This is a genomic window from Streptomyces sp. CA-142005 (assembly GCF_050942335.1).
In the GTDB taxonomy this organism is placed as follows: Bacteria; Actinomycetota; Actinomycetes; order Streptomycetales; family Streptomycetaceae; genus Streptomyces.
Genome location: NZ_CP192078.1, coordinates 2390120 through 2406375, shown reverse-complemented (window position 1 = coordinate 2406375; position 16256 = coordinate 2390120). Strand labels below are relative to the sequence as shown.

Here is a 16256-nt window from a genome sequence, read left to right as displayed (position 1 = left end):
CACGGCGTCGCTTCTGCGGCCTTCCCGACTTCCCTGCCCCGCACACCTGTTGAACAGCCGTCGCGTCGATTACCCGCCGACAACCGGACGACTGCGGCACGACCCGATCACGTGATCAGCGTATCCGCCGCCACCGACAACCGGCGGGCGGACGGCCGAAGCCGCCCGCCCACACACCCCCGTGACGGCACCGGACTAGCCGTTGTCGCCCGCCTGTTCGCGGATCCGTTCGGCGATCTGCGGCGGCATCGGCTCGTGCCGGGCGTAGGAGCGGTCGAACCGTGCCGTGCCGTGCGATAGCGAGCGCAGATCGACGGCGTACCGGCCGATCTCGAACTCGGGCACCTCGGCCTTGATCACGGTCCGCCCGGAACCCACCTGCTCGGTGCCGAGCACCCGGCCGCGCCGGCTGGACAGATCGCTCATGACGGCGCCCACGAAGTCGTCGCCGACCAGCACGGACACCTCCGCCACCGGCTCCAGCAGATGGATCCGCGCGTCGGCCGCGGCCTCGCGCAGCGCGAGCGCGCCCGCGGTCTGGAAGGCGGCGTCGGAGGAGTCCACCGAGTGCGCCTTGCCGTCCAGCAGCGTGACCCGCACGTCCACCAGCGGATAACCGGCGGCGACCCCCTTGGCGGCCTGCGCCCGTACGCCCTTCTCCACGGACGGGATGAACTGGCGCGGTACGGCGCCGCCGACCACCTTGTCCACGAACTCGATGCCCGAGCCGCCCGGCAGCGGCTCCACCTCGATCTCGCAGATGGCGTACTGCCCGTGCCCGCCGGACTGCTTCACATGCCGCCCGCGCCCGGTGGCCTTGTTCGCGAACGTCTCCCGCAGGGAGACCTTGTGCGGGACGACGTCGACCTGGACGCCGTAGCGGCTGCGCAGCCGTTCCAGGGCGACGTCCGCGTGGGCCTCGCCCAGGCACCACAGGACCACCTGGTGGGTGTCCTGGTTCTGCTCCAGCCGCATGGTCGGATCCTCGGCCACCAGCCGGGACAGGCCCTGCGAGAGCTTGTCCTCGTCGGCCTTGCTGTGCGCCTGGATGGCGAGCGGCAGCAGCGGGTCGGGCATCCGCCAGGGCTCCATCAGGAGCGGGTCGTCCTTCGCGGAGAGCGTGTCCCCGGTCTCGGCCCGGCCGAGCTTGGCCACGCACACCAGGTCGCCGGCGACGGCGTGCGTCACCGGGCGCTGCTGCTTGCCGAAGGGCATGGACAGCGCGCCGACCTTCTCGTCGACGTCGTGGTCCTCGTGGCCGCGGTCGGAAAGCCCGTGCCCGGAGACGTGCACCGTCTGGTCGGGGCGCAGGGTGCCGGAGAAGACGCGCACCAGGGAGACCCGGCCGACGTAGGGGTCGGAGGAGGTCTTGACGACCTCGGCGACCAGCGGGCCGCCGGTGTCGCACGGCTTCAGCTCGCGCGCCTTGCCGTCGATGGTGGTGACCTCGGGCATCGGGTGCTCGAACGGGGTCGGGAACCCGCCGGTGATCAGCTCCAGCACCTCCACCGTGCCGAGGCCCTGTTTGGCGCCTTCGGCGGCGGGGGCGGCCGCCAGGACGGGGAAGAACGAGCCGCGGGCGACGGCCCGCTCCAGGTCCTGGATCAGCGTCTTGACGTCGACCTGCTCCCCGCCGAGATAGCGGTCCATGAGGGTCTCGTCCTCGCTCTCGGCGATGATCCCCTCGATGAGCCGGTTGCGGGCCTCCTCCAGGTTCGGCAACTGGTCCTCGCCGGGTTCGGACTCCTTGCGCTCCCCGGTCGAGTAGTCGAACAGCTTCTGTGACAGCAGCCCGACCAGCCCGGTCACCGGCGCGTGCCCGTCCGGGCCCTCGGGGCCGCGCAGCGGCAGGTACAGCGGCAGCACGGCATCGGGATCGTCGCCGCCGAAGGCCTCCGCGCAGATCCGGGTCATCTCCTCGAAGTCGGCGCGGGCCGCCTCCAGGTGCGTGACCACGATCGCGCGCGGCATGCCGACGGCCGCGCACTCCTCCCAGACCATCCGGGTGGAGCCGTCCACCCCGTCCGAGGCCGAGACGACGAAGAGAGCCGCGTCCGCGGCGCGCAGACCGGCCCTGAGCTCCCCGACGAAGTCGGCGTATCCGGGTGTGTCGAGCAGGTTGATCTTGATGCCGTCCCATTCGACCGGCACCAGGGAGAGCTGCACCGAGCGCTGCTGCCGGTGCTCGATCTCGTCGTAGTCCGAGACGGTGCCGCCGTCTTCCTTGCGGCCCGCCCGGTTCACCGCCCCCGCGGTCAGCGCGAGGGCCTCCACCAGGGTCGTCTTGCCCGAACCGGAGTGGCCGACCAGCACCACGTTCCGTACGGATGCGGGCTGGTCGGCCTCCAAAGCCCTGCCGGCGGCCCCGGGGTGGTGCGTCTGAGTCTTGTCGCCCATGATCCTGCCTCCCGTGCACGGTGAGGTCACTGTGGGCGCGGACACGCGGGACCCGCGTGCACTGGCGGCTCCGGCGTCGCCCGCGGTTATTCGAGCTTTCCACTCCCGTCACGCTGCGTCCATACGAACGACAACCGCGCATGCCGAACGCGCCACGCGCGCCCCGCCCACGGCGGCGCGCACCGGTTCGCGCGACGGGCCGCGGGTGGCCCGCCCGCCGCGCGCACGCGCGCGTGGCTACGATGGGCCAGCCGGTGGCCACCAGGGGCCGCGGCGACACCGACCCTCGGGAAGGCCATGCTGAACAAGTACGCGCGTGCATTCTTCACGCGTGTCCTCACACCGTTCGCCGCGTTTCTCATCCGCCGGGGCGTGAGCCCCGACACGGTCACGCTCATCGGCACGGCCGGAGTGGTCGCGGGCGCGCTGGTCTTCTACCCCCGGGGCGAGTTCTTCTGGGGCACGGTCGTGATCACCCTGTTCGTCTTCTCCGACCTGGTCGACGGCAACATGGCCCGCCAGCTGGGCCGCTCCAGCCGCTGGGGCGCCTTCCTGGACTCCACCCTCGACCGGGTCGCCGACGGCGCGATCTTCGGCGGCTTCGCGCTCTGGTACGCGGGCAACGGAGACGACAACGTCCTGTGCGCCGTGGCGATCTTCTGCCTGGCCAGCGGCCAGGTGGTGTCGTACACCAAGGCGCGCGGCGAGTCGATCGGGCTGCCGGTCGCCGTCAACGGGCTGGTCGAACGCGCCGAGCGCCTGGTCATCTCCCTGGTCGCGGCCGGTTTCGCGGGCCTGCACAAGTTCGGCGTGCCGGGCATCCAGTGGCTGCTGCCGATCGCCCTGTGGATCGTCGCCGTCGGCAGCCTCGTCACGCTGATCCAGCGGGTCGTCACCGTCCGCCGCGAGTCCGCCGAGGCCGAGGCCGCCGCGGCCCGGCAGAGCCCCAGCGAGGCCGCGAAATGAGCGCCGCCGAACGGTTCACCGACGGTCTCTACGGGCTCGGCTGGAGCACCGTCAAGAAGCTTCCCGAACCCGTCGCGGTCCGGCTCGGGCAGACCATCGCCGACCTCGCCTGGAAACAGCGCGGCAAGGGCGTGCAGCGGCTGGAGAGCAACTACGCGCGCGTGGTGCCCGGCGCCGGCCCGGAGCGGCTGCGTGAGCTGTCGCGCGCGGGGATGCGCTCGTACCTGCGCTACTGGATGGAGTCCTTCCGGCTGCCGGCCTGGAGGCGGGAGCGCGTGAAGTCGGGCTTCGACCCCAAGGACATACATTTCCTGACCGACGGGCTGGCCGCCGGCGGCGGCGTGATCCTGGCCCTGCCGCACATGGCCAACTACGACCTGGCCGGCGCCTGGGTCACCACCAAGCTGGAGACGCCGTTCACGACGGTCGCCGAGCGGCTCAAGCCCGAGACCCTGTACGACCGTTTCGTCGCCTACCGCGAGGGCCTCGGCATGGAGGTCCTGCCGCACAGCGGCGGCGCCGCCTTCGGCACCCTGGCCCGCAGGCTGCGCGACGGCGGCCTGGTCTGCCTGGTCGCCGACCGGGACCTGTCCGCCTCCGGCGTCGAGGTCGACTTCTTCGGCGAGAAGACCCGGATGCCCGCGGGCCCGGCCCTGCTCGCCCAGCAGACCGGCGCGCTGCTGCTCCCGGTCACGCTCTGGTACGACGACTCACCCGTCATGCAGGGCCGGGTCCACCCCCCGGTCGAGGTACCCGAGTCAGGCAGCCGGGGCGAGAAGACGTCTGTCATGACACAGGCGCTGGCCGACGCCTTCGCCACCGGGATCGCCGACCATCCGGAGGACTGGCACATGCTGCAGCGGCTGTGGCTCGCCGACCTCGACCCCGCGAAGGGACCCTCGTGAGAATCGGGATCGTCTGCCCGTACTCCTGGGACGTGCCCGGTGGCGTCCAGTTCCACATCCGTGACCTCGCCGAGTACTTCATCCGTCTCGGCCACGACGTCTCCGTGCTCGCCCCGGCCGACGACGACACCCCGCTGCCGCCGTACGTCGTCTCCGCCGGCCGTGCCGTCCCGGTGCCGTACAACGGCTCGGTGGCCCGGCTCAACTTCGGCTTCCTGTCGGCCGCGCGGGTGCGGCGCTGGCTGCACGAGGGCGCCTTCGACGTGGTCCACATCCACGAGCCGACCTCGCCCTCGCTGGGCCTGCTGACCTGCTGGGCGGCCTCCGGCCCGATCGTGGCCACCTTCCACACCTCCAACCCCCGCTCGCGCGCGATGATCGCCGCGTACGCCATCCTGCAGGCGGCCCTGGAGAAGATCAGCGCGCGGATAGCGGTCAGCGAGTACGCCCGCCGGACGCTGGTCGAGCACCTGGGCGGGGACGCGGTGGTCATCCCCAACGGCGTCGACGTGGACTTCTTCGCCAAGGCCGACCCGAACCCCGCGTGGCAGGGCGACACCATCGGCTTCATCGGCCGTATCGACGAGCCCCGCAAGGGCCTGCCGGTCCTCATGAGGGCGCTGCCGAAGATCCTGGCCGCCCGCCCGCAGACCCGCCTCCTGGTCGCCGGCCGGGGAGACGAGGAGGCGGCCGTGGAGGACCTCCCGAAGGAGCTACGCGCGCGTGTGGAGTTCCTCGGCATGATCAGCGACGAGGACAAGGCGCGCTTTCTGCGCAGCGTCGACGTGTACGTGGCGCCCAACACCGGCGGCGAGAGCTTCGGCATCATCCTCGTCGAGGCGATGTCGGCGGGCGCCCCCGTACTCGCCTCCGACCTGGACGCCTTCGTCCAGGTCCTGGACCAGGGCGAGGCGGGCGAGCTGTTCGCCAACGAGAACGCCGACGCGCTCGCCGAGGCTGCCATACGTCTCCTGGAGAACCCGGCCCGCCGCACGGAACTGCGCGAACGCGGCAGCGCCCATGTACGGCGCTTCGACTGGTCGACGGTCGGCGCGGACATCCTGTCCGTCTACGAGACGGTGACGGCAGGCGCGGCAGCGGTCGCGGCCGACGAACGCACCACAGGACTCCGGGCACGCTTCGGCCTGGCCCGGGACTGAGCCCGCGGACACGGATCGGGCTGCGGGTGGTGGCCGGCGGGCTCGGGGCCGCGGCGTGGGGTGGCGGGGGGAGCACCGGGCCGACACAAGCCGGACCCCAACCACGGGCCCCGGCCTTGGTGGGCCGTGCAGAGTCCCTGCCTTGGCTGGTCTGCCGGGCGTGTGGTGCCGGTCGGGTCGTGTGTCGTCCGGGCGTTGGCTGCGCCGGCCTTGGTGGGTCGTGCAGTGTCCGTGCTGCGGCTGGTCTGCCGGGCGTGTGGTGCCGGTCGGGTCGTGTGTCGTCCGGGCGTTGGCTGCGCCGGCCTTGGTGGGTCGTGCAGTGTCCGTGCTGCGGCTGGTCTGCCGGGCGTGTGGTGCCGGTCGGGTCGTGTGTCGTCCGGGCGTTGGCTGCGCCGGCCTTGGTGGGTCGTGCAGTGTCCGTGCTGCGGCTGGTCTGCCGGGCGTGTGGTGCCGGTCGGGTCGTGTGTCGTCCGGGCGTTGGCTGCGCCGGCCTTGGTGGGTCGTGCAGTGTCCGTGCTGCGGCTGGTCTACCGAGCGTCTGGTACCGGTCGAGTCTTGTGTCGTCCGAGTGATCGTTGTGCCGGCCTTGGTGAGCTGCGCTGAGTCCCTGCCTTGGCCGGTCTGCCAGGCGTCTGCTCCCGGCCGGGCCTTGTCCCGTCCGGGCCATGGCCGCGCTGGCCATGGTGAGCTGGGCAGAGCCTCTGCCCCGGCTGTTCTGCCGGGCGCCTGGCCCCGGTTCGGCCTTGTCCCGTCCGCATCCTGGCTGTGCCGGCCACGCTGAGCCGCGTAGCCGCGCACCCGGCCGGGCTGGGGCGGTGCGCCCCTCGCAGAGTGGCCGGATGCGGTGTGGGATCGCCGTGTGAGGTGCGTGTGCGCGGCCGATAGCCTTCGGCCGTGACCGCAACCCTCATCTGGATCCTCGTCGCGCTCGTCGCGATCGGCGTGTACCTGAGCTGGACGGCCGGGCGGCTGGACCGGCTGCATGTGCGGATGGACGCCGCGCGCGCCGCGCTCGACGCGCAGTTGCTGCGGCGGGCCTCCGTCGCGCAGGAACTGGCCACCTCGGGCGTGCTGGACCCGGCCGCCTCGATCGTGCTGTACGAGGCCGCGCACGCCGCCCGGCAGGCCGAGGAGGAGCAGCGGGAGGTCGCCGAGAGCGAGCTGAGCCAGGCACTGCGCGCGGTCTTCGAGGATCCGGCGCAGGTGGAGGCCGTCAGGGACGCCCCGGGAGGGGAGGAGGCGGCGCGTGAGCTGGCCGAGGCGGTGCGCCGCGTCCCGATGGCCCGCCGCTTCCACAACGACGCCGTGGGAGCCGCACGCAGGCTCCGCGAACACCGCAAGGTCCGCTGGTTCCGGCTGGCCGGCCACGCCCCGTTCCCGCTGGCGTTCGAGATGGACGACGAGCCCCCCGCGGCCCTGGTGGAACGCGTCTCCTGAACCCCGCGGGAACCCTCTCTGGACGAAAAGGATCCACCGGCTTGCCATTGGCCCTTGCTGTGGCCTGGTCCACTCGCGTTTCCTCGGTGAAGCATCAACCACCTTTCACTTCAGTGAGGTCACCCGTGTCCACCATCGAGAACCAGGCTCCCGAGACCGGCACCGCCCGCGTGAAGCGCGGTATGGCCGAGCAGCTCAAGGGCGGCGTGATCATGGACGTCGTCACGCCGGAGCAGGCGAAGATCGCCGAGGACGCGGGCGCCGTCGCCGTCATGGCCCTGGAGCGGGTCCCGGCCGACATCCGCAAGGACGGCGGCGTGGCCCGTATGTCCGACCCGGACATGATCGAGGGCATCATCGACGCCGTCTCGATCCCGGTCATGGCCAAGTCCCGTATCGGCCACTTCGTCGAGGCCCAGGTGCTGCAGTCCCTCGGCGTCGACTACATCGACGAGTCCGAGGTCCTCACCCCGGCCGACGAGGTCAACCACTCCGACAAGTGGGCCTTCACCACCCCGTTCGTGTGCGGCGCCACCAACCTGGGCGAGGCCCTGCGCCGCATCGCCGAGGGCGCTGCCATGATCCGCTCCAAGGGCGAGGCCGGCACCGGCAACGTCGTCGAGGCCGTCCGCCACCTGCGCCAGATCAAGAACGAGATCGCCAAGCTGCGCGGCTTCGACAACCACGAGCTGTACGCCGCCGCCAAGGAGCTGCGCGCCCCCTACGAGCTGGTCAAGGAGGTCGCCGAGCTGGGCAAGCTCCCGGTGGTCCTCTTCTCCGCCGGTGGCGTCGCCACCCCGGCCGACGCGGCCCTGATGCGTCAGCTCGGCGCCGAGGGCGTCTTCGTCGGCTCCGGCATCTTCAAGTCCGGCGACCCGGCCAAGCGCGCCGCCGCCATCGTGAAGGCGACCACCTTCTACGACGACCCCAAGATCATCGCGGACGCGTCCCGCAACCTTGGCGAGGCCATGGTCGGCATCAACTGCGACACCCTCCCCGAGACCGAGCGCTACGCCAACCGCGGCTGGTAAGGCACTGGATCACATGAACACCCCCGTCATAGGCGTCCTGGCCCTCCAGGGCGACGTACGGGAGCACCTCATCGCCCTGGCCGCGGCCGACGCCGTGGCCAGGCCGGTGCGGCGCCCCGAGGAACTCGCCGAGGTGGACGGCCTCGTCCTGCCCGGCGGCGAGTCCACCACCATCTCCAAGCTGGCCGTCCTCTTCGGCGTGATGGAGCCGCTCCGCGCGCGCGTGGCCGAGGGCATGCCCGTCTACGGCACCTGCGCCGGCATGATCATGCTCGCCGACAAGATCCTCGACCCGCGCTCGGGCCAGGAGACCATCGGCGGCATCGACATGATCGTGCGCCGCAACGCCTTCGGCCGGCAGAACGAGTCGTTCGAGGCCGCGGTCGACGTGAAGGGCGTCACGGGCGATCCTGTGGAGGGCGTCTTCATCCGCGCCCCCTGGGTGGAGTCCGTGGGCGCCGGGGCCGAGGTGCTCGCCGAGCACGACGGCCACATCGTCGCCGTCCGCCAGGGCAACGCGCTCGCCACGTCGTTCCACCCGGAACTGACCGGCGACCACCGCGTGCACTCCCTGTTCGTCGACATGGTGCGCGCCAACCGTGCGCCGGAGTCCTTGTAGGATCTCTGACGTTCGTACAGAGATTGGTTACGCGAAGGAGACAGGCAGATGTCCGGCCACTCTAAATGGGCCACGACGAAGCACAAGAAGGCCGTGATCGATGCCAAGCGCGGCAAGCTCTTCGCGAAGCTGATCAAGAACATCGAGGTCGCGGCGCGCATGGGCGGCGTCGACCTCGACGGCAACCCGACGCTCTACGACGCCGTCCAGAAGGCCAAGAAGCAGTCGGTGCCGAACAAGAACATCGACTCGGCGATCAAGCGAGGCGGCGGCCTCGAGGCCGGCGGCGCCGACTACGAGACGATCATGTACGAGGGCTACGGCCCCAACGGCGTCGCGGTGCTCATCGAGTGCCTCACCGACAACCGCAACCGCGCCGCCTCCGACGTCCGCGTGGCCATGACCCGCAACGGCGGCTCCATGGCCGACCCGGGCTCGGTGTCGTACCTGTTCAACCGCAAGGGCGTCGTCATCGTCCCCAAGGGCGAGCTGACCGAGGACGACGTGCTCGGCGCCGTCCTGGACGCCGGTGCCGAGGAAGTCAACGACCTCGGCGAGAACTTCGAGGTCATCAGCGAGGCCACCGACCTGGTCGCGGTCCGCACCGCCCTCCAGGAGGCGGGCATCGACTACGAGTCCGCCGAGGCCAACTTCGTCCCGACCATGCAGGTCGAGCTGGACGAGGAGGGCGCCAAGAAGATCTTCAAGCTGATCGACGCGCTCGAGGACAGCGACGACGTGCAGAACGTCTTCGCCAACTTCGACGTCAGCGACGAGATCATGGAGAAGGTCGACGCGTAACGCGCCGCGGGTTCAGCGGATTCCCGGCGGGCCGGTGGGACACGTCCCACCGGCCCGCCGTCATTGTCAGCGGCACCCGATAGCCTGCACAAACAGGTGATCGAGCCGGCGAAGGGAGGGGCCCGGTGCGGGTACTGGGGGTGGACCCGGGGCTGACGCGCTGCGGTGTCGGCGTCGTCGAGGGGGTCGCGGGCCGCCCGCTCACCATGCTCGGCGTCGGTGTCGTGCGCACGCCCGTGGACGCCGATCTCAGCCACCGCCTCCTCGCCGTCGAGCAGGGCATCGAGCAGTGGCTGGACGAGCACCGGCCCGAGTTCGTCGCCGTAGAGCGCGTCTTCAGCCAGCACAACGTGCGCACGGTGATGGGCACCGCCCAGGCCAGCGCCGTGGCCATGCTGTGCGCCGCCCGGCGCGGCATCCCCGTCGCCCTGCACACCCCGAGCGAGGTCAAGGCGGCCGTCACCGGCTCCGGACGCGCCGACAAGGCACAGGTCGGCGCCATGGTCACCCGGCTGCTCCGGCTCTCCGCGCCACCGAAGCCGGCCGACGCCGCCGACGCCCTCGCGCTCGCCATCTGCCACATCTGGCGCGCACCCGCCCAGACCCGGCTCCAGCAGGCGGTCGCCCGCCACACAGTCAACGCAACGAAAGGCCGTACGGCATGATCGCCTTCGTCAGCGGCACGGTCGCCGCGCTCGCCCCCGACGCCGCGGTCGTCGAGGTCGGCGGCGTCGGCATGGCCGTCCAGTGCACGCCGAACACGCTGTCCACGCTCCGCATGGGCCAGCCCGCCAAGCTGCACACCTCGCTCGTCGTCCGCGAGGACTCGCTGACCCTGTACGGCTTCGCCGACGACGACGAGCGGCAGGTCTTCGAGCTGCTGCAGACCGCGAGCGGCGTCGGCCCGCGCCTGGCCCAGGCCATGCTCGCCGTGCACACCCCGGACGCGCTGCGCCGCGCCGTCGCCACCGGCGACGAGAAGGCCCTCACCGCCGTCCCCGGCATCGGCAAGAAGGGCGCGCAGAAGCTGCTGCTGGAGCTGAAGGACCGGCTCGGCGAGCCCCTCGGCGCCCCCGCGATCGGCGCTCCGGTCACCCAGGGCTGGCGCGACCAGCTGCACGCGGCCCTCATCGGCCTCGGCTACGCCACCCGCGAGGCCGACGAGGCCGTCGCCGCGGTGGCACCCCAGGCCGAGGCCGCCGACGGCACCCCGCAGGTCGGACAGCTGCTGAGGGCCGCCCTGCAGACCCTGAACCGCGCCCGCTGACCCCACGACGATCGAGGCACACGTATATGAACTGGGACGACACCACCGACACCCCCGCCCCCGAGCGGCTCGTCGGTGCGTCCGCCGACCGGGAGGACCAGGCCGTCGAGGCCGCGCTGCGCCCCAAGGACCTCGGCGAGTTCATCGGCCAGGAGAAGGTCCGCGAACAGCTCGACCTCGTCCTGCGGGCCGCACGCGCGCGTGGCGCCACCGCCGACCATGTGCTGCTGTCCGGCGCGCCCGGCCTCGGCAAGACCACGCTGTCGATGATCATCGCCGCCGAGATGGGCGCCCCCATCCGCATCACCTCCGGCCCCGCCATCCAGCACGCCGGCGACCTCGCCGCGATCCTCTCCTCCCTCCAGGAGGGCGAGGTCCTCTTCCTGGACGAGATCCACCGCATGTCCCGGCCCGCCGAGGAGATGCTGTACATGGCGATGGAGGACTTCCGCGTCGACGTCATCGTCGGCAAGGGCCCCGGCGCCACCGCGATCCCGCTCGACCTGCCCCCGTTCACCCTGGTCGGCGCCACCACCCGCGCGGGCCTGCTGCCGCCCCCGCTGCGCGACCGCTTCGGCTTCACCGCGCACATGGAGTTCTACGAGCCCCACGAGCTGGAGCGTGTCGTGCACCGCTCGGCGAACCTGCTGGACGTCGAGATCCAGCCGGACGGCGCCGCCGAGATCGCCGGCCGCTCCCGCGGCACCCCCCGCATCGCCAACCGCCTGCTGCGCCGCGTCCGCGACTACGCGCAGGTCAAGGCGGACGGTGTGATCACCCGTGAGATCGCCGCGGCCGCCCTCGCCGTCTACGAGGTCGACGCGCGCGGCCTCGACCGGCTCGACCGCGCCGTCCTGGAGGCCCTGCTGAAGCTCTTCGGCGGCGGCCCGGTCGGCCTATCCACGCTCGCCGTCGCGGTGGGGGAGGAGCGGGAGACCGTCGAGGAGGTCGCCGAACCCTTCCTGGTCCGGGAGGGACTGCTCGCCCGCACCCCGCGCGGCCGGGTCGGCACCCCGGCCGCCTGGGCGCACCTCGGTCTGACCCCGCCCAGCTCGGCGAGCGGGGGAGCGACCGGCGGAAACGGACAACAGGACTTGTTCGGTACCTGACGGCGCGATGATGTCCTCGTGGCGGCGAGCACATTGGCCCGGTCAGGAACTCAGGTGCCATGCTGAGCGTTGTTCCATGCACGCGGACTCGCTTAGACTCCGCCGATGCCGCCTTTGTGGGCGGCGCCGACCCACACCCCCATCAACAGGCCGCTCTCCGTCGCGGTCGCGCGAAGGAAACCCCGTCCCGTGAATGCCTTTACCCTTCTCCCCTTCATCGTGCTCATCGCGGCCATGTTCCTGATGACGCGCTCGGCCAAGAAGAAGCAGCAGCAGGCCGCCACCATGCGGAACGAGATGCAGCCCGGCTCCGGTGTCCGCACGATCGGGGGAATGTACGCGACGGTCAAGGAGGTCAACGAGGACACCGTCCTCCTCGACGCCGGCCCGGGCGTCGAGCTCCTCTTCGCCAAGAACGCGATCGGCGCCGTTCTCACCGACGACGAGTACAACCGCATCGTCCACGGCATCGAGCACGACCTGAAGTCCGACGCCGACATCGTCCCGGACGACGCCTCCTCCCTCACCGAGACCGACGAGTCCGACTCGCCCGCTGCCGCCGCCTCCGACGACAAGGCCGTCGACCTCGGTAAGAAGGACGCCGACGAGGACGGCACCGACACGGCCGTGGCCGCCGAGGCCAAGGCGGAGGACGAGCCGAAGAAGACCGACGGCGACACCGACGCGAAGTAGTCACGCCCCGGTGGTGCGCTGCGCGGAATGATCGCGCCCCGCGCACCACCGGGCGTCTGTTTCCCGTACGGAACAGCCCGACACCATGTCATGGCCGACCGCGCCGACCGCGTGGGGCGGCCCGAGAGGGAGTACGAGAAGGTGGCAGCACCTAAGAGGGGCCGGAGCGCGAGCGCCCAGAGCAAGCCAGGGCGCTCGCTGGCCCTCATCCTGATCGCCATCGTGGCGCTCACCGGAGGCATGTTCCTGTCCGGGAACAAGACTCCGCGTCTCGGCATCGACCTCGCCGGTGGCACGAGCATCACGCTCAAGGCGAAGGCCGACCAGGGGTCCGCGGTCAACAAGGCCAACATGGACACCGCGGTCGACATCATGAACCGCCGTGTCAACGGCCTCGGCGTCTCCGAGGCGGAGGTGCAGACCCAGGGGACCGACAACATCATCGTCAACATCCCCAAGGGCACCAATTCCAAGGAGGCCCAGCAGCAGGTCGGCACCACCGCCAAGCTGTACTTCCGCCCGGTCCTGGCCAGCGAGCCCAGCGGTGGCGCCGCGCAGAGCCCGTCGCCGAGCGCGACCCCCAGCGGCAGCTCCTCGCCCCAGCCGAGCACGAGCCCCTCCGCCTCTTCCTCCTCCAGCGAGAAGGCGTCCTCGTCCTCCACCGCGTCCCCCACGGCCTCCGCGACCTCCCAGGGCCGCCCCGTCACCGACGCGCTGAAGGCCGGCTCCACCCCCACGCCGAGCCCGTCCGCCTCCGGCAGCACCAAGCCGTCGTCGACCCCGTCGGCGACCCCCTCGGCCTCCTCCAGCGCCGGCACGGCCGCCGCCAAGCTCCAGGCCCAGTACGCCGCCCTGGACTGCTCCAAGCCCGCCGAGCGGGCCAAGGTGGGAGGCGCCTCCAAGCCCAGTGAGCCCACGGTGGCCTGCGGCCAGATCCACAAGGTCTGGTACAAGTACGTGCTCGGCCCGGCCGCCGTCGACGGCACCGAGGTGAAGAAGGCGCAGGCCGTCTTCGACACCCAGGGCGCCTCCGGCTGGCAGGTCCAGATGACCTTCAGCAGCAGCGGCGCCAAGAAGTTCGCCGACATCACGGGCCAGCTGGCGAAGAACCAGTCCCCGCAGAACGAGTTCGGCATCGTCCTGGACGGCGAGGTCGTCTCCAGCCCGTTCGTGCAGGGGGCCATCACCGGCGGTCAGGCGGAGATCTCCGGCAGCTTCACGCAGCAGGACGCGCAGAGCCTCGCCAACATGCTGTCGTACGGCGCCCTGCCGCTGTCCTTCCAGGAGCAGTCCGTCACCACCGTCACCGCCGCGCTCGGCGGTGAGCAGCTGCACGCCGGTCTGCTCGCAGGCGCGATCGGCCTCGCCCTGGTCGTGATCTACCTGGTCGCCTACTACCGGGGCCTGTCGGTCGTCGCCATGGCCTCGCTGCTGGTGTCCGCGATCCTCACCTACGTGATCATGTCGCTGCTCGGCCCGGCCATCGGCTTCGCGCTGAACCTGCCGGCCGTCTGTGGTGCCATCGTCGCCATCGGTATCACCGCGGACTCGTTCATCGTGTACTTCGAACGCATCCGGGACGAGATCCGCGAGGGTCGCTCGCTGCGCCCTGCCGTCGAGCGGGCCTGGCCGCGCGCCCGGCGCACCATCCTGGTCTCCGACTTCGTGTCGTTCCTCGCCGCGGCCGTCCTGTTCATCGTGACCGTCGGCAAGGTCCAGGGCTTCGCGTTCACGCTCGGCCTGACCACCCTGCTCGACGTCGTCGTCGTCTTCCTGTTCACCAAGCCGCTGATGACCCTCCTCGCCCGCCGCAAGTTCTTCGCGAACGGCCACAAGTGGTCCGGTCTCGACCCGAAGAGCCTGGGTGCCAAGCCGCCGCTGCGCCGCACCCGCCGTCCCGCCGGTCCCGCCACCGGCTCTGTCGACCCGAAGGAGGCCTGAGCGATGTCGAAACTCGGTAACCTCGGCGCTCGACTGCACCGCGGCGAGATCGCGTACGACTTCGTCGGCAAGCGCAAGATCTGGTACGGCGTCTCCATCCTGATCACCATCACGGCCATCGTCGGCCTGGCGGTGCGCGGCCTGAACATGGGCATCGAGTTCCAGGGCGGCGCGGTCTTCACCACGCCGACCCACATGAGCACCTCGGTGGCCCAGGCGGAGACCTACGCCAAGGACGCCTCCGGCCACGAGGCGATCGTGCAGAAGCTCGGCAACGGCAGCCTGCGCATCCAGATCGCCGGCATCGACACCGACAAGTCCGACCAGATCAAGCAGGAGCTGGCCAAGGACCTGAACCTCAACCCCGAGAAGCTCGCCGCCGACCTGGTCGGACCGAGCTGGGGCGAGCAGATCGCCAACAAGGCCTGGGAGGGCCTGGCGATCTTCATGGTGCTCGTGGTGATCTACCTGGCCATCGCCTTCGAGTGGCGCATGGCCGTCGCGGCCCTGGTCGCGCTGATCCACGACATCACGATCACGACCGGTATCTACGCCCTCGTCGGTTTCGAGGTCACGCCCGGTACGGTCATCGGTCTGCTGACGATCCTCGGTTACTCGCTCTACGACACGGTCGTCGTCTTCGACAGCCTCAAGGAGCAGACGAAGGACATCACCAGGCAGACCCGCTGGACGTACAGCGACATCGCCAACCGGTCGATCAACGGCACCCTGGTCCGTTCCATCAACACCACGGTCGTCGCCCTGCTGCCGGTCGCGGGCCTGCTGTTCATCGGCGGTGGCTTCCTCGGCGCCGGCACGCTGAACGACATCTCGCTGTCGCTGTTCGTCGGCCTCGCGGCCGGTGCCTACTCGTCGATCTTCATCGCCACGCCGCTCGTCGCCGACCTCAAGGAGCGCGAGCCGGCGATGAAGGCCCTCACCAAGCGGGTCCTGGCCAAGCGTGCCCAGGCCGCCGCCGAGGAGGACCTCGCCGCGGACCGCGCCGACGACGACTCCGATGCAGCCCCCGCCGTCGTGGGCCCCCGCAACCAGCCCGCGTCCCGTGGCCGGGGCCGCGGCCGACCCTCCGGGAAGCGCCGATGACCGACATCAAGGAGTTGCTGCTCAGCCGCATCCGTGACGTCGCCGACCACCCCGAGCCGGGCGTGATGTTCAAGGACATCACCCCGCTCCTGGCGGACCCGGCCGCGTTCACGGCGCTGACGGACACGCTGGCCGAGATCGCCACGAACACCGGCGCGACCAAGATCGTCGGTCTGGAGGCCCGGGGCTTCATCCTGGGCGCCCCGGTCGCCGTCCGCGCGGGCCTCGGCTTCATCCCGGTCCGCAAGGCGGGCAAGCTGCCCGGAGCGACGCTGCGCCAGGCCTACGACTTGGAGTACGGCTCGGCCGAGATCGAGGTCCACGCCGAGGACCTGGCCTCCGGCGACCGGGTGCTGATCGTGGACGACGTCCTCGCCACGGGCGGCACGGCGGAGGCCGCGATCCAGCTGATCCAGCGCGCCGGCGCGGATGTCTCCGGCCTCGCGGTGCTGATGGAGCTGGGCTTCCTGGGCGGCCGTGCCCGGCTGGAGCCGGCGCTGGACGGGGCGCCGCTGGAGGCGCTGCTCCAGGTCTGAGCGGGTTGTCGCACAAGCGGCCTCGGCTTCGCCGTAGGCCGCTTTGTGTTTCCCCCTCGGACCGCGGGGGTGCCGGCCGCCGAAGGCCGGAACCACCTGCGGCCGAGGCCACCCCCATGACACCTCCCGCACGCCCCCGAATCACCCGGAATCCACCTCCCGGAATCCGGCCGAAGCCCCCCGCGTTGAACAGGTGGACGGTCCTCACTTCCGTCTGAAGGCGATGACCAGCCGCAGGATCGCTACCATGGGGTCTCCGGAGCCTGACCGGGGGACCCGGATCGCGCACG

At 71.1% G+C, this 16256-nt stretch carries 15 protein-coding genes; 14 read left to right on the top strand and 1 reads right to left on the bottom strand.

The features are described from left to right. Positions 1–195 precede the first annotated feature (195 nt). The gene (locus ACQPXS_RS11480) at positions 196–2397 is read right to left on the bottom strand and encodes an elongation factor G-like protein EF-G2 (protein ID WP_433449139.1); all 2202 of its coding nucleotides are present in this window, start codon (positions 2395–2397) and stop codon (positions 196–198) included. Positions 2398–2694: 297 nt separating this feature from the next. On the opposite strand from ACQPXS_RS11480, the gene pgsA reads away from it, so the two are divergent. From pgsA to ACQPXS_RS11410, 14 genes are all read left to right on the top strand, one after another. Further along, positions 2695–3363, top strand: a complete 669-nt coding sequence (gene pgsA, locus ACQPXS_RS11475) for a phosphatidylinositol phosphate synthase (protein ID WP_390681817.1) — start codon at positions 2695–2697, stop codon at positions 3361–3363. Continuing rightward, entirely contained in the window at positions 3360–4268 is a 909-nt protein-coding gene (locus tag ACQPXS_RS11470) for a phosphatidylinositol mannoside acyltransferase (RefSeq protein ID WP_433449138.1), read from the top strand. The genes pgsA and ACQPXS_RS11470 overlap by 4 nt, the downstream gene beginning before the upstream one ends. Then, positions 4265–5428, top strand: coding sequence for a glycosyltransferase family 4 protein (locus ACQPXS_RS11465; RefSeq protein ID WP_365332262.1), 1164 nt, complete (start codon positions 4265–4267; stop codon positions 5426–5428). Before ACQPXS_RS11470 ends, ACQPXS_RS11465 begins: the two co-directional genes overlap by 4 nt. Positions 5429–6322: 894 nt before the next feature. After that, on the top strand, positions 6323–6865 hold the full coding sequence (locus ACQPXS_RS11460; RefSeq protein ID WP_351804466.1) for a hypothetical protein: 543 nt from the start codon (positions 6323–6325) through the stop codon (positions 6863–6865). A 125-nt stretch (positions 6866–6990) separates the two neighbouring features. Further along, a complete protein-coding gene (pdxS, locus tag ACQPXS_RS11455; RefSeq protein WP_069781943.1) occupies positions 6991–7896 on the top strand; it encodes a pyridoxal 5'-phosphate synthase lyase subunit PdxS in 906 nt (301 codons plus the stop codon). Between the two features lie 13 nt (positions 7897–7909). Then, a complete protein-coding gene (gene pdxT, locus ACQPXS_RS11450; RefSeq protein WP_356307375.1) occupies positions 7910–8515 on the top strand; it encodes a pyridoxal 5'-phosphate synthase glutaminase subunit PdxT in 606 nt (201 codons plus the stop codon). 48 nt (positions 8516–8563) lie between these two features. Then, positions 8564–9316, top strand: coding sequence for a YebC/PmpR family DNA-binding transcriptional regulator (locus ACQPXS_RS11445; protein WP_228618861.1), 753 nt, complete (start codon positions 8564–8566; stop codon positions 9314–9316). Between the two features lie 125 nt (positions 9317–9441). After that, entirely contained in the window at positions 9442–9981 is a 540-nt protein-coding gene (gene ruvC, locus ACQPXS_RS11440; RefSeq protein WP_356307377.1) for a crossover junction endodeoxyribonuclease RuvC, read from the top strand. Continuing rightward, positions 9978–10583, top strand: a complete 606-nt coding sequence (gene ruvA / locus ACQPXS_RS11435) for a Holliday junction branch migration protein RuvA (protein WP_433449137.1) — start codon at positions 9978–9980, stop codon at positions 10581–10583. The genes ruvC and ruvA overlap by 4 nt, the downstream gene beginning before the upstream one ends. Positions 10584–10609: 26 nt before the next feature. Next, on the top strand, positions 10610–11692 hold the full coding sequence (gene ruvB / locus ACQPXS_RS11430; protein ID WP_351812341.1) for a Holliday junction branch migration DNA helicase RuvB: 1083 nt from the start codon (positions 10610–10612) through the stop codon (positions 11690–11692). Positions 11693–11881: 189 nt separating this feature from the next. Then, a complete protein-coding gene (yajC, locus tag ACQPXS_RS11425) occupies positions 11882–12385 on the top strand; it encodes a preprotein translocase subunit YajC (RefSeq protein ID WP_351812344.1) in 504 nt (167 codons plus the stop codon). Between the two features lie 141 nt (positions 12386–12526). Then, positions 12527–14326, top strand: a complete 1800-nt coding sequence (secD, locus tag ACQPXS_RS11420; RefSeq protein ID WP_433449136.1) for a protein translocase subunit SecD — start codon at positions 12527–12529, stop codon at positions 14324–14326. A 3-nt stretch (positions 14327–14329) separates the two neighbouring features. Then, positions 14330–15430: a protein translocase subunit SecF gene (gene secF, locus ACQPXS_RS11415; protein WP_351812347.1), complete on the top strand. Its 1101-nt coding sequence runs from the start codon at positions 14330–14332 to the stop codon at positions 15428–15430. Then, positions 15427–15966: an adenine phosphoribosyltransferase gene (locus ACQPXS_RS11410; RefSeq protein ID WP_433449135.1), complete on the top strand. Its 540-nt coding sequence runs from the start codon at positions 15427–15429 to the stop codon at positions 15964–15966. The genes secF and ACQPXS_RS11410 overlap by 4 nt, the downstream gene beginning before the upstream one ends. The last annotated feature ends 290 nt before the right edge of the window (positions 15967–16256 follow it).